Consider the following 13,328-nt stretch of genomic DNA (forward strand, 5'->3'; position numbering starts at 1 on the left):
TCAGATGCCAGAAGTCACCGGCTATCACGCGCATATCTATTTCGACCCAGACACCCAAGCAACAGCGCAACAGATCTGCGAAGAGGCAGCGCACCTTTTTCCAGTCCAAATGGGACGGATGCACGCGCGAAACGTTGGACCGCATCCCCGTTGGAGTTGCCAACTGGGTTTTGCGGCAGACGCGTTTGATCAGGTCATTCCATGGCTGATGTTGAACCGACAGGGGCTCACGATATTCACCCACCCGGAAACCGGTGATCATCTCGCGGATCACCGTGACAGAGCCATATGGATGGGCGAGATGCTGGACCTGGATTTATCCATCTTTGACAAGGTTCACACCTAAACCAGGGCGCGCGCCTGATCCCGCAGAACGAACTTCTGAACCTTGCCCGTTGACGTTTTTGGCAAGGTTCCGAACACCACCGATTTTGGCGCTTTGAAATGGGCCATATTGTCCCGGCAAAAGGCGATCAGATCTGCTTCGGTCACCGATGCTTCCGGCTTTAGCTCGACGAAGGCGCACGGTGTTTCGCCCCATTTCTCATCCGGTCTGGCCACGACCGCGGCCTCCATCACGGCAGGATGTTTGTACAGAACGCCCTCAACCTCGACGGATGAAATATTCTCACCCCCAGAGATGATGATGTCCTTGGACCGGTCTTTCAGCGCGATGTAGCCATCGGGATGCATGACACCCAAATCACCTGAGGCGAACCAGCCACCAGCAAAAGCCTTATCCGTGGCTTCGGGGTTCTTCAGATACCCTTTCATCACAACGTTGCCCTGCATGAAAATCTCACCCATGGTTTCGCCGTCTGCTGGCACCGGATCCAGAGTTTCCGGGTCAGCCACCATCAGCCCCGACAAGGCGGTGTATCTGACACCCTGCCGCACTTTGAGCGCAGCGCGTTCTTCGGCGGTCTTGCTATCCCATTCTTCTTTCCACGCGCACACAACCGATGGGCCGTAGGTTTCGGTCAGCCCATAGACATGGGTCACTTCGATACCCATCGCCTCCATCGCCTCGATTACCGCTGCGGGTGGCGGGGCACCGGCGGTCATCACCTTGATCTGGTGGCCGAAATCCTTGAGGTGATCCGGCGCATGGGCGAGCATGTTCAACACAATCGGCGCGCCGCAAAAATGGCTGACTTTTTCATCCCTGAAGGCCGCATAGATCGGTTCAGCCCGCACCGCGCGCAAACAGACCGAGACCCCGGCGTTGGCCGCCATGGCCCAAGGGAAACACCAGCCATTGCAATGAAACATCGGCAGCGTCCACAGGTAGACGGAATGCTTTGGCATGTCCCAGTCCAGAATGTCCGACTGCGCATTCAGCGTGGCCCCACGATGATGATAAACTACTCCCTTTGGGTTGCCGGTTGTTCCCGACGTGTAGTTCAGCGTGATTGCGTCCCATTCATCGGCGGGTAGTGACCAATTGAATTCCGGGTCACCTTCGCCCAGCAATGCGTCATAGGTCAGGTCGCCCAGACGCATGCCGCCATCAAAGCTGGGATCTTCGATATCGATGACCAGAAGGTCGCGCTCGACATGCTTCAAGGCCTCTTTAGCGACTTCCGAAAACTCAGGATCGACGACTAGCACCTTGGCTTCCGCATGGTTCAGAATGAACGCAATGACCGGCGCATCCAATCGCGTGTTGATCGCGTTCAGAACCGCCCCTGCCATGGGCACGCCAAAATGCGCCTCATACAACTCGGGGATGTTGGCTGCGATGATCGAAACGGTATCCCCCAGTCCCACGCCCCTTGCATTCAGGGCGCTGGCCAGCCGGCGGCAGCGGGCGTAGGTGTCTGCCCAGGTGTATCTGCGATCGCCGTACACCACCGAAGGGTAATCCGGATACACCTGCGCGGTGCGTTCAATAAAACTGAGCGGTGACAGAGGCGTGTAATTTGCGCGGCATTTGTCCAAATGACGTTCATAGATGTTAGGGTCAGTCATCCGCCAATCCTCCGTTATCGCAGTGCGCGCGACTTGAGCATAAAGTTACCCGTCTGACAAACCCGTATAAATACGTCGGCCGCATCGACTGGCGATACGGGATGATGTGATCTGGCCCTATCTACATCCGGTCTTTCGCGGTGATCTGAAGCATCTTAAACACATGCAGGGACGTGGTCTTTCCATCTCCCGCACACCGCATCTCATTGAAAGGACATGTCATGGACGGCACGTTCAACGAAAACGATCTTTCCCGCGTGGTCGAGGCCGACCGCGCCCATATCTGGCACCACCTGATCCAGCATAAACCCTTTGAAACCAATGATCCGCGCATCATTGTCGAAGGAAAAGGCATGCGGGTCTGGGACCAGAAGGGCAAAGAGCATCTGGATGCGGTCTCGGGTGGGGTCTGGACTGTGAACGTAGGCTATGGTCGCGAATCGATCTGTAAGGCGGTCTACGACCAGTTGATGAAACTGTGCTATTTCGCGAATTCAGCTGGTTCGATCCCCGGTGCCCTGTTTGCAGAAAAGCTGATCAAAAAGATGCCAGGCATGAGCCGGGTTTATTACACCAACTCCGGCTCTGAGGCGAACGAGAAAGCCTTCAAAATGATCCGCCAGATCGCGCATAAGCGCTATGGCGGCAAGAAGACCAAGATCCTGTATCGCGACCGTGACTACCACGGCTCGACCTTGGCAGCGATGTCAGCAGGTGGTCAGGACGAACGCAACATGCAGTACGGCCCCTTTGCACCGGGTTTCGTGCGCGTGCCCCATTGCATGGAATACCGCAAGCACGAGCTGGACGGCGCACCGGAAGAGAACTTTGGTGAATGGGCGGCCAACCAGATCGAAGAGGTGATCCTGCGTGAAGGCCCCGAGACTGTTGGCGCCCTCTGCCTTGAGCCGGTCACCGCTGGCGGCGGCGTGATCGAAGCGCCCGACGGGTATTGGCCGCGCGTGCAGGAGATCTGCAAGAAATACGATGTCCTGCTGCATATTGATGAGGTCGTCTGCGGCGTTGGCCGTACCGGCACCTGGTTCGGTTATCAGCAATACGGCATACAGCCCGATTTCGTGACCATGGCCAAGGGTGTTGCCTCGGGCTATGCGGCGATTGCGTGCCTTGTGACCACCGAAGACGTGTTCGACATGTTCAAGGACGATGCCGCTGATCCGATGAACTACTTCCGCGATATCTCAACCTTTGGCGGCTGTACCGCTGGTCCGGCAGCCGCGATCGAGAACATGCGAATCATCGAAGCTGAAAATCTGCTGGGCAATTGTGTCGATATGGGCGATCGCATGACAGCGAACCTGCAGGCACTGATGGAAAAGCACAAAGTCGTCGGCGACGTGCGCGGCAAGGGCCTGTTCCTGGGGGCCGAGTTGGTCGCGGACCGGTCATCTCGCGAACCTGTTGACGAGAAGCTGGCACAAGCGGTTGTGGCGGATTGTATGGCGCAAGGCGTCATCATCGGCGTCACCAACCGCTCGGTTCCAGGTCGCAACAACACGCTGTGCTTCTCACCGGCACTGATCGCAACAGCGGATGATATCGATCAAATCACCGATGCAGTCGATGGCGCGTTGGGCCGGGTGTTTGGCTGACCTGATATCTAGGCACCTGCCCTGTTGGAATTGTGAAAACCGGCGCTATCCGCGCCGGTTTTTTCTTTGGAACACCAGAGTTTGTCAATTTCCCGAACTCGGATAGCCTGTGATCACCACATCCCGACGCAGGAGACCCTCTTGATGTTACGCAATCTCGTCGCAGCCCTTATCCTTGCCATCGCCACTCCGGCCTCTGCTGATGACGGCAGCGGCTTTCCGCAGATCGTCGGAACCTGGACCGGCACCTATCTGGTGGCCTTCGCCAAATCGAACCCAAACCACGATAGAGGTCTGCTGCAGACCGAAATGGAGTTGGAGATCACGAAGCTGGATGGCAACCTGATCACCGCCACCAACCGCTGGCGGCGGATCGGTGACAAAGACTGGATCGTCGAAGAAGCAATGGGCACCTTCAGCTTAGACGACCCAACCCGCTTTGTTCTGGCCGAGGCCGGGATATCGGGCGATGATGTTTCAGCGGGAATATTCAACGGCGTTTATCTGGATGACGTGATTATGATCACCTATGCCGGACCCGGTACGGGCGTGGCGTTTGCGGCCCAGTTGGTGAAGAAAGACCCCAGCAATTAGGCACGAGGCTCCGCTAAAGTTAACTATGCACGCCAGCAGAATTATGGCTGCCATCCTACTTCTTGCTCTTATACCTCCACTGATGCAGACTTTAGTCAGGAAGGATGTCTGCTTCACCGCTTAGCAAGTTGGCAGACCACCCAGCGCGACACCATTCTTTGAGAGGAGTGTGTCATGGCATCCAAAACTACAGGATCTACACCACCGGAAAACCTGAGGCCGCAACATGCGGCCGGGCCCCAAATCAATAAGGTAACCACGGGTGATATCACAGCATCGCTGAATGCAGGGTTTTCCGACTTTCTGGCGCGCCCCTTCATGAGCTGCTTCTTCGGCTTGTTCTATGCGGTTTTCGGAATCCTGATGGTTTGGAGTCTGGTCTGGCTCGGCAAGATCTGGATGATCATTCCTGCCATCGTAGGCTTTCCGCTGGTCGCGCCCTTTGCCGCTGCCGGGCTTTACGAAATGTCCCGGCGGTTGCAGAACGGAGAGAGTTTCGGCTGGTCAGAAATCCTTACCGTGATGGCCAATCAACGCAAACGCGAAATGGGATGGATGGCCTTTGTCACCCTGTTCATTTTCTGGGTGTGGATTTACCAAATCCGGCTTTGGCTGGCGATCACCCTGCAGAACGCATCTTTTTCGGATTTTGAAGGGTTCTTGAATACCGTATTCTTCACATCTCAGGGCTGGACCTTCCTTGCCATCGGCACCTGCGTCGGCGCATTTCTGTCGGCGGTACTATTTTCGGTGACCGTCGTTGCCATGCCCATGCTGCTCGACCGGGAGATCAATTTCGTTTCAGCCATGTTAACGTCCTTGCGCGTCGTTGCGGAAAGCCCGGGTGTCATGCTCACTTGGGCAGCGATCACCTCAGTTACGATACTGTTGTCGCTGGTCCCAGCGTTTTTGGGCCTGATTTTCACCCTGCCGATCCTGGGCCACGCCACGTGGCATCTTTATCAACGGGCGGTATCACCAGCGCAGGAGTGATCTATCCGAGCATCACCATGGGCGTTGTGGGCATTATTTTGCCGGAGTGTTGCTGAGTTCACTTTCGGCTATCAACAAAAAAGGCCGCCCCATACGGGACGGCCCTTCATTCACTGTCTCTCTAAAAGACAATCAGGCGGTCAGAGCAGCCTGAGCCTGGGCGACGATCGCGCCGAACGCTTCCGGTTCGTGCACGGCCAGGTCGGCCAGAACTTTGCGGTCCACTTCGATACCGGCCAGAGTCAGGCCGTTGATGAAGCGGGAATAAGTCAGAGCCTCGTCATGGCTACGCACAGCAGCGTTGATCCGCTGGATCCACAGCGCGCGGAAGTTGCGCTTGCGGTTCTTACGGTCACGGGTCGCGTACTGGTTGGCCTTGTCGACGGCCTGAGAGGCGACCTTGAAGGTGCTTTTGCGACGACCATAATAGCCTTTTGCGGCCTTAATGATCTTCTTGTGACGGGCGTGGGTTACGGTTCCACCTTTAACGCGGGACATCTCTAAATCTCCTCTTAGCGGTCGTAGGGCATGTAGCCCTTGACGATCTTGGCGTCGGGGGCGGACAGGGTGGTGTTGCCACGGGCATCGCGGATGAATTTCTTGGTCCGCTTGATCATGCCGTGACGCTTGCCGGCCTGGCCAGCAAGGACCTTACCGGTCGCAGTCACCTTAAAGCGCTTTTTCGCGCTCGACTTTGTCTTCATCTTAGGCATTTCCGTCTCCTTTCGGGGTTCGGTACTAAACGCGACTCGGCATGCCACATTGGCCGGTCACGCGATCAGAAGCGCCGTTTACGCAAGTTCGGTCATACTGGCAAGGGGGTTTGGACCAGAATCTGCGGTTTTTGCAGGTTGGTCAGGCACCGGGGCGACAAGGGCCGCCCCGGTGGTATGATTAATGGCCGAATTTACGGATTTCACCGCTCTTCAGTCTTTCGCTGTAGGATGCAAGCTCCTGACGCACCACTTTCATCAGGAAGTAGAGCGCAAAGACGTTCACAACCGCCATCGCGAAGATCGCCGCATCCGAGAAATCGATGACCGGGCCGAGGTTGGCGGCGGCACCGATGACCACGAAGATGCAGAAGATGACCTTGAACACCAGTTCCTTGGTCTGGCCTTCGCCGAACAGATAGGTCCAGGCTTTGAGGCCGTAGTAGGACCAGCTGATCATGGTCGAGAAGGCAAACAGAACCACTGCAATCGCCAGCACGTATGGGAACCAGCTGAAGGCGCTGCCAAAGGCCGCTGAGGTCAGGCTGACACCCGAGTTGCCATCGACAGTGGCAATCGCGTTGCCTGCTTCGTTGAGCATGTATTTGCCGGTATCCGGATCGACGATCAGCTGCTGGGTGATGATGATCACCAGCGCAGTCATGGTACAGATCACGACCGTATCGATGAACGGCTCAAGCAGCGACACGAAGCCTTCAGTGATCGGCTCTTTGGTCCGAACCGCCGAGTGTGCGATGGCCGCAGAACCAACACCTGCTTCGTTCGAAAACGCCGCACGACGAAAGCCCTGGATCAATGCACCGACCATGCCACCAGCAACGCCCAAGCCGGTGAAGGCACCAGCGAAGATCTGACCAAAGGCCCAACCGATCTGATCGGCGTGCATGATGATGATCACCAGTGCCGCTGCCACATACATGACCCCCATAAACGGCACGACCTTCTCGGTCACGCGCGCAATGGATTTCAGACCGCCAACAATCACCATGAAGACGATTGCCGCAAAAACCAGACCGGTGATCCAGCCGGGATAGTCGCCGGTAATGCCCGCAATCTGCTGATGCGCCTGATTGGCCTGGAACATGTTGCCACCGCCCAGCGCACCGAGGATACAGAAGATTGAGAACAGGACCGCCAGTATCTTGCCGCCCGGCAGACCCAGCTCGTCGAACCCTTTGGACATGTAGTACATCGGACCACCGGACACGGTGCCGTCATCATATTCGTTCCGGTATTTCACACCCAAAGTACATTCGGTGAATTTCGACGCCATGCCCAGCAGGCCCGCGACGATCATCCAGAACGTGGCGCCCGGCCCGCCGATACCCACGGCGACGGCCACACCAGCAATGTTGCCCAGACCGACCGTACCCGAGAGAGCCGTGGCCAGGGCCTGAAAGTGGCTGACCTCACCCGCATCGTTGGGATCAGAATAGTCGCCTTTAACCAGGCTGATCGCGTGGCTAAAAAACCGGAGCTGCACGAAGGCGAAGTAGAGCGTGAACACAGTGGCCGCAATAACCAGCCACCCCACGATCCATGGGAATCCCGTTCCTGGAAACGGGGCAAAGATAAAGCTGACAAACGGTCCTGTCAGATCAGCGAAAGCTTGGTTGATTTTATCATCGAGGCCAGGCGCCTCTTGCGCGGCTGCCGCGCTGGCCGTGAAAGCCGCAATTGCGGCGGGCAGGCCCAGTTGTTTTAGCGTTTTCATTCTTGCGCCTCCCTCAATTCACAACCGTGACCGGAACATCTGCGTGCATCACCAGATTTTGGGTCGAGCTGCCAAACAGGCGTTTCTTGAACCCATCCGCCGAAGCCCGGCCAACGACGATTTGCACACCGCCGTTCTCAACCGTTATGGAATTCAGCGTTTCCGCCACGTCTCCGTGACGCACTATTCCATGTGCTTCAAATCCGGCTGCTTTCAGAGCGTCGACAGCCGGCGTGACAATGCGTGTTGTCGCCAGATCAACCTCTTCTTCGCGCCGCTTGTGACGCTGTGCGTTTTCTTCCGGTGTTTGGAAAGTGTAGGGGGACCATTCGATTACATACGCAACCAGAAGTTCGCATGTCCCGATCCGCTTCGCCAAGTCTTTGGCAAATGCGATCGCGCGCTCTCCGGTTTCTGTCCCGTCCAGTCCTATGACAATCTTTGTTGTCATCTCGTTCCTCCATTATTGTTAATTTCACCGGGGCCCGTGCCCCCGGCAGAGCAGCCGGAACTTGGAACATTTGGCTTTGACTGCCCTTAGGTCATTTATCAGGAAATTCTACCTGAAAAGGAAACTCATTTTGTCGAATTCGCTCATAAGTGTCATAAAATGCTGAAAATCAATGCTTTTTTGAGCACCAGAAACGACAGAAGCGGCCTCATCAGGTGTCACACCAGATGAGGCCGCTGCCAGAATCTCTCTAATCAGTCGGAGTCTTGGCCCGGTTTACTCCGGATCAGTGCTGTAAATCAGGCGTTCGTCACACGGGGCAACGCGCAAGATATTTGTCGAACCGGGCACGTTGAAAGGCACACCTGCTGTCACAACGATCTGATCGGTTTCGGTGGCAAATCCACCCGCGCGGGCTGCGCGGGCTGCGTTCACAACGGCACTTTTGAACCGCTCCAGCTCGGGCGTCATCACGCAGTTGCAGCCCCAACTGAGGCACAATCTACGTGCCGTGCCTTTTTGTGAGGTCATGGCGATGATCGGCACACCGGGCCGTTCGCGCGCAGTCAGCGACGCCGTTGTCCCGCTTTGGGTAAAACAGCAGATCGCCTTGATGTCAGTTTTCTCGGCAATTTCACGGGCCGCCGCAACGATACCATCAGCAACTGTGGTTCCTTTGGCACTACGCGAGGCGGCGATGATCTGGGTATAGGTCGGGTCGGCCTCAACCTCGATCGCAACCTTGTTCATGGTCTGCACAGCCTCAATCGGATAGGAACCGGCGGCAGATTCGGCACTGAGCATGATGGCGTCTGTGCCTTCGTAGATGGCGGTTGCCACGTCCGAGACCTCGGCCCGTGTGGGCATTGGGCTTTCAATCATGCTTTCAAGCATCTGCGTAGCGACGATCACGGGTTTGGCCGCACCGCGACACCGGCGAACCAAACGTTTCTGGATTGGTGGAACCGCTGAAACTGGCAGTTCAACACCAAGATCGCCCCGGGCGACCATGATCCCGTCTGACGCGTCGAGGATATCGTCGAACGCTTCGACCGCGGCGGGTTTTTCGATCTTGGAAAGAATAGCAGCGCGGCCATCGGCCAGTGCGCGCGCTTCGAACACATCCTTTGCACGCTGAACAAAGCTCAGCGCGAGCCAGTCAACGCCCAGTTGGCAGACAAATTCCAGATCGCCACGATCCTTGGCTGAAAGTGCTGCCAGCGGCAACACGACATCCGGAACGTTCACGCCCTTGCGGTTCGATATCGTGCCACCGACTTCTACGCTGCAATTGGCAAAGTCCTGACCGCACTCCTGCACAAACAGGCGTATCTTGCCATCATTCACCAGCAGGCGTGACCCGGGCTCAAGTGCTGCAAAGATCTCGGGGTGTGGCAGACAAACGCGGGTTCCGTCCCCTGCTGCTGGATCCAGATCCAGACGAAAGGATGCGCCCTCTTCCAGCTCTTCCGCATCCGCGGCGAAAACACCCACACGCAGCTTGGGCCCCTGAAGGTCAGCCAGAATGGCGATCGGGCTATCAAGATCCTTTTCGACTTGCCGAATAATCCGATGCCGTTCGCGGATTTCATCGTGACTGCCATGGCTCATGTTCAGACGAAACACATCGGCGCCCGCCTCGTGCAAAGCGCGGATGGTGTCGTAATCATTAGACGCCGGTCCCAGCGTCGCCACGATTTTTACATTTCTCAGGCGTCGCATTGGTAGTTGCTCTCCTAAATCTCTCAATGTTACCGCAAACAGCGTTAGGGTGCTTATTGCGCAATTCCCTTTCTGAGGCAACTGCACTACACCTGCGACAAACTTGATGACAGGCACATGACGTACACCCCCTTCTTTACGCACGGCGAGGATCGCCCGTCCCGCTGGCTGATCACATGCGACCATGCAACAAACATGGTTCCTCCGGAAATCAACGGCGGAGATCTGGGCTTGCCCCGTGAAGATATGGAGCGTCACATCGCTTATGATGTCGGGGCCTACGAGGTTTCGAAACATCTGGGCGAGATCCTGAACGCCCCAGTGATTGCGGCCAATTTCTCGCGTCTGGTGATTGATCCGAACCGCGGCGAGGATGATCCGACGCTGTTGATGAAACTCTATGATGGGTCGATCATTCCCGGCAACCGCCGCGCCGATGCTGCCGAGCGTGAGCGACGTCTGAACATGTGCTACCGCCCCTATCATCAGGCTTTGGAACGCATGGCTGCCCTGCCCCATGCTGTGATCGTGTCCATGCACTCATTCACGCGGCAACTTCGTGGACGTGAGCCGCGCCCCTGGCATGTCGGTGTCTTACACACCCCGGACAAGCGGTTCGCGGATCCGCTGATCAACCGATTAGAGGCCGAAGGTGATCTGTGTGTTGGCGTGAACGAGCCTTACACGGGCGTGCTGCCCGGTGATGCGATAGACAGGCACTGCACGGTGCACGGGCGTCCCAACGCGCTGATTGAATTGCGCAATGATCTGATTGCGGATCACCATGGGCAACGCGAATGGGCAGAGCGACTGGCAAAGATTCTGCAAGACGCTCTGGCAGATAGCTGTCTGTGACATAAGGGCCAGCAGCGGCCGTTTTAAGCCTCGAACTATTGTGAGACAGCCCGACAATTCCCACATTATTGGGACGAAGGAGGCAAAGATGACACAGGAATTCCTGACAACCGTTTTCGGCTGGATGACCGTTCTCAACATCGCCGTTTTGCTGTTTAGCACCCTGATGATCCTGATCATGCTGGACTGGATCGCCGGCATCCACGGGCGCATGTTTCAGATGGAGCGCGCGGACGTCAAAAAAGCCTATTTTCGATATTTGGCAAACTACAAGATCCTGATTATCGTATTCTGCCTGATGCCATGGCTGGCGCTGCACCTTGCATAAGGTATTCGCCGGCAATCGCCATCGGTCACAAGCGCGGTACCATTGTAACACAGCCTGAGGCTTGCTAGGTCACTCGAAACCAATACGCCAACAACTCGGAGCCCAACCATGGATCAGCAAACCGAAATCGAACTTCAGGCCGCTGCCTTCCGCCGGTTGCAAAAACACCTGATGCGGGACCGGACGGATGTGCAAAACATCGATATGATGAACCTGACCGGTTTTTGCCGAAACTGCCTGTCGCGCTGGTATCAGGAAGCGGCCAACGAAAAAGGCATCGAGATGGGCAAAGATGAGGCCCGTCAGGTTTTCTACGGCATGACGATGGATGAGTGGAAAGCTAATTATCAAACTGAAGCCAGCCCCGAGAAAAAGGCCGAATTCGACGTCGCGTTTGAGGAAAACGTAGGCAAGAAGGACTAGGTGGCCGGGTTGATATGTCGAAAGCCCGCCGGTCTGGCGGGCTTTTTGCGTTTTTGCCGTCAGATTGCGGCTTTACGGCTTTCATCCAGGTAAATCTCACGCAGACGTTTGGCGATCCGACCCGGCGTTCCGTCGCCCAGCTGTACACCGTCAATTTCGACCACTGGCATAACAAACGCGCTGGCCGAGGTGGTGAAGGCCTCATCAGCCTCTTTTGCCTCATCGATGGTGAACAGGCGCTCTTCGATTTCCATCTGTGCTTCAGCCGCCATGCGCAGTACCGCCTTGCGGGTGATTCCATGCAGGATGTCGGTTGACAGTGGGCGGGTGACAATCTTGCCGTTTTTGACGAAGTAAGCGTTATTACTGGTGCCTTCGGTCACATAGCCATCTTCGATCATCCACGCATCATCCGCGCCAGCCTTTTTCGCCATCATCTTGCCCATCGATGGGTACAGCAACTGCACCGTTTTGATATCGCGGCGACCCCACCGAATGTCGTCAATTGAAATGATCTTGGCGCCTTTACGGGAGGCTGGGCTATCCGCCAATCCAGGTTTGTTCTGAGTGAACAAAACGATGGTTGGTTTGGTGTCATCCGCCGGGAATACAAAGTCCCGATCGCCGTCGCTTCCGCGCGTGACCTGAAGGTAAATCAACCCCTCTTCGATGTCATTCAGCTCGACCAACTTACGGTGAATAATGAGCAGATCCTCCTTGCTGCAAGGGGCAGCCATGTCCAATTCGTCCAAAGACCGTTTAAGCCGTACCGCATGGCCTTCAAAGTCGATCAGCTTTCCATCCAGAACGCTGGTCACTTCGTAGACGGCATCCGCCATCAGAAAACCCCGATCAAAGATCGAAATCTTCGCCTCGGTTTCCGGCAAATATTCGCCATTCACATAAACGGTGCGGGTCATGTCTTCTCTCCTCAACCCCAGAGCGCCACTTCGGGTGGGTGCACTCCGGCGTCATCAAAAGTCAGCGGGGTGTTGCGGTCTTCGGCCAACAGAAGCGGGCCGTCAAGGTCCGTTACCATCGCACCCTGCGCCAGCAATGTCGCAGGCGCCATGGCCAGCGAGCTGCCGACCATGCAGCCAACCATGACGCTATACCCTTCGGCCAGCGCTGCCTCGCGCAGTTGCAGCGCCTCGGTCAGACCGCCGGTTTTGTCCAGCTTGATGTTGACCACATCGTATTTGCCCGTGAGCGCCGGAAGGCTTGACCGGTCGTGACAGGATTCGTCTGCACAAACGGGCACCGGACGCTCCATCCCGAACAGCGTATCGTCGTCCCCAGCAGGCAGAGGTTGCTCGACCAATGCAACGCCAAGCCGCACCAGATGAGGGGCCAGATCGGCATAAACCTCGGCCGACCAGCCTTCGTTGGCATCGATTATGATGGTTGCATTTGGGGCGCCGGTCCGCACGGCCTCAAGCCTGGGCATGTCATCAGGTGTTCCCAACTTGATCTTCAGCAATGGGCGATGGGCGTTTTGGGCAGCCTGAGCGCGCATCGCCTCGGGTGTGTCTAAAGAAAGGGTGTAAGCCGTGATCTCGGGGGTCGGTACCGGAAGGCCTGCCAGTTCCCAGGCGCGTTTGCCTGCTTGCTTGCATTCCAGATCCCACAGCGCGCAATCGACCGCATTGCGGGCGGCGCCTGCAGGCAGCAAACCCATCAGACTGTCGCGCGTGAAATCTGCGGGCAGACCTGCGATCTCAGCCTCAACCGAAGCCAGCGTTTCATCGTAGCGGGCATAGGGAACACACTCGCCCCATCCCTGATGCGTGCCGTCCGACAGACGCACCGTCAGAACTTCGGCCTTCGTTCGTGACCCGCGGGAAATGGTAAAAACCTGCGCCAACTGGAATACATCCCGCGAAACATCAACTTGCATGCTTGTTCCCTTGTCTGCCTCATTGGGCGCCCC

Annotated in this window: 15 protein-coding genes; 7 read left to right on the forward strand and 8 right to left on the reverse strand. The window is 56.6% G+C overall.

Annotated features, from left to right (window positions below; all coding sequences use genetic code 11):
* Window positions 1–4 precede the first annotated feature (4 nt).
* Complete coding sequence (locus Q1B13_RS21260; RefSeq protein WP_299083632.1) at window positions 5–346, forward strand: DOPA 4,5-dioxygenase family protein; 342 nt, start codon at window positions 5–7, stop codon at window positions 344–346.
* Here the strand turns inward: Q1B13_RS21260 and Q1B13_RS21265 are convergent.
* Complete coding sequence (locus Q1B13_RS21265; RefSeq protein ID WP_299083635.1) at window positions 343–1,971, reverse strand: acyl-CoA synthetase; 1,629 nt, start codon at window positions 1,969–1,971, stop codon at window positions 343–345. The genes Q1B13_RS21260 and Q1B13_RS21265 overlap by 4 nt on opposite strands.
* Window positions 1,972–2,192: 221 nt before the next feature.
* Here Q1B13_RS21265 and Q1B13_RS21270 point away from each other — a divergent pair, with 221 nt between their 5' ends.
* The 3 genes from Q1B13_RS21270 to Q1B13_RS21280 all read left to right on the forward strand — a co-directional run bounded on the left by Q1B13_RS21270 (window position 2,193) and on the right by Q1B13_RS21280 (window position 5,171).
* Window positions 2,193–3,584, forward strand: coding sequence for an aminotransferase class III-fold pyridoxal phosphate-dependent enzyme (locus Q1B13_RS21270; RefSeq protein WP_299083639.1), 1,392 nt, complete (start codon window positions 2,193–2,195; stop codon window positions 3,582–3,584).
* Between the two features lie 144 nt (window positions 3,585–3,728).
* Window positions 3,729–4,178, forward strand: a complete 450-nt coding sequence (locus Q1B13_RS21275) for a hypothetical protein (protein ID WP_298937159.1) — start codon at window positions 3,729–3,731, stop codon at window positions 4,176–4,178.
* Window positions 4,179–4,352: 174 nt separating this feature from the next.
* Entirely contained in the window at window positions 4,353–5,171 is an 819-nt protein-coding gene (locus Q1B13_RS21280) for a DUF2189 domain-containing protein (protein ID WP_298937160.1), read from the forward strand.
* Between the two features lie 132 nt (window positions 5,172–5,303).
* Here Q1B13_RS21280 and rplT read toward each other — a convergent pair whose 3' ends face one another.
* From rplT to pyk, 5 genes are all read right to left on the reverse strand, one after another.
* Window positions 5,304–5,669 carry a 50S ribosomal protein L20 gene (rplT, locus tag Q1B13_RS21285; protein ID WP_120634483.1) on the reverse strand — a complete coding sequence of 122 codons (366 nt, stop codon included), beginning with the start codon at window positions 5,667–5,669 and terminating at the stop codon, window positions 5,304–5,306.
* Window positions 5,670–5,683: 14 nt separating this feature from the next.
* On the reverse strand, window positions 5,684–5,884 hold the full coding sequence (gene rpmI, locus Q1B13_RS21290; RefSeq protein WP_010443552.1) for a 50S ribosomal protein L35: 201 nt from the start codon (window positions 5,882–5,884) through the stop codon (window positions 5,684–5,686).
* A gap of 181 nt (window positions 5,885–6,065) precedes the next feature.
* The gene (locus tag Q1B13_RS21295; RefSeq protein ID WP_298937161.1) at window positions 6,066–7,619 is read right to left on the reverse strand and encodes a sodium:alanine symporter family protein; all 1,554 of its coding nucleotides are present in this window, start codon (window positions 7,617–7,619) and stop codon (window positions 6,066–6,068) included.
* Window positions 7,620–7,632: 13 nt separating this feature from the next.
* On the reverse strand, window positions 7,633–8,070 hold the full coding sequence (locus Q1B13_RS21300) for a universal stress protein (RefSeq protein ID WP_120634485.1): 438 nt from the start codon (window positions 8,068–8,070) through the stop codon (window positions 7,633–7,635).
* Window positions 8,071–8,346: 276 nt separating this feature from the next.
* Entirely contained in the window at window positions 8,347–9,792 is a 1,446-nt protein-coding gene (gene pyk, locus Q1B13_RS21305) for a pyruvate kinase (protein ID WP_298937162.1), read from the reverse strand.
* Between the two features lie 117 nt (window positions 9,793–9,909).
* Here pyk and Q1B13_RS21310 point away from each other — a divergent pair, with 117 nt between their 5' ends.
* The 3 genes from Q1B13_RS21310 (at window position 9,910) to Q1B13_RS21320 (ending at window position 11,398) form a co-directional block, all read left to right on the forward strand.
* Entirely contained in the window at window positions 9,910–10,647 is a 738-nt protein-coding gene (locus Q1B13_RS21310; RefSeq protein WP_299083642.1) for an N-formylglutamate amidohydrolase, read from the forward strand.
* 88 nt (window positions 10,648–10,735) lie between these two features.
* Window positions 10,736–10,975 (forward strand): DUF6868 family protein, encoded by a 240-nt coding sequence (locus Q1B13_RS21315; protein WP_299083645.1) that lies wholly within the window; start codon window positions 10,736–10,738, stop codon window positions 10,973–10,975.
* A gap of 108 nt (window positions 10,976–11,083) precedes the next feature.
* Window positions 11,084–11,398 (forward strand): DUF1244 domain-containing protein, encoded by a 315-nt coding sequence (locus Q1B13_RS21320; protein WP_299083648.1) that lies wholly within the window; start codon window positions 11,084–11,086, stop codon window positions 11,396–11,398.
* A 59-nt stretch (window positions 11,399–11,457) separates the two neighbouring features.
* Here Q1B13_RS21320 and Q1B13_RS21325 read toward each other — a convergent pair whose 3' ends face one another.
* Both Q1B13_RS21325 and dgcA read right to left on the reverse strand, forming a co-directional pair.
* A complete protein-coding gene (locus Q1B13_RS21325) occupies window positions 11,458–12,318 on the reverse strand; it encodes a D-amino-acid transaminase (protein WP_299083651.1) in 861 nt (286 codons plus the stop codon).
* Window positions 12,319–12,329: 11 nt separating this feature from the next.
* On the reverse strand, window positions 12,330–13,295 hold the full coding sequence (dgcA, locus tag Q1B13_RS21330) for an N-acetyl-D-Glu racemase DgcA (protein WP_299083654.1): 966 nt from the start codon (window positions 13,293–13,295) through the stop codon (window positions 12,330–12,332).
* Window positions 13,296–13,328: the final 33 nt, after the last annotated feature.

It is taken from the genome of uncultured Ruegeria sp. (assembly GCF_947489545.1).
Taxonomy (GTDB): domain Bacteria; phylum Pseudomonadota; class Alphaproteobacteria; order Rhodobacterales; family Rhodobacteraceae; genus Ruegeria.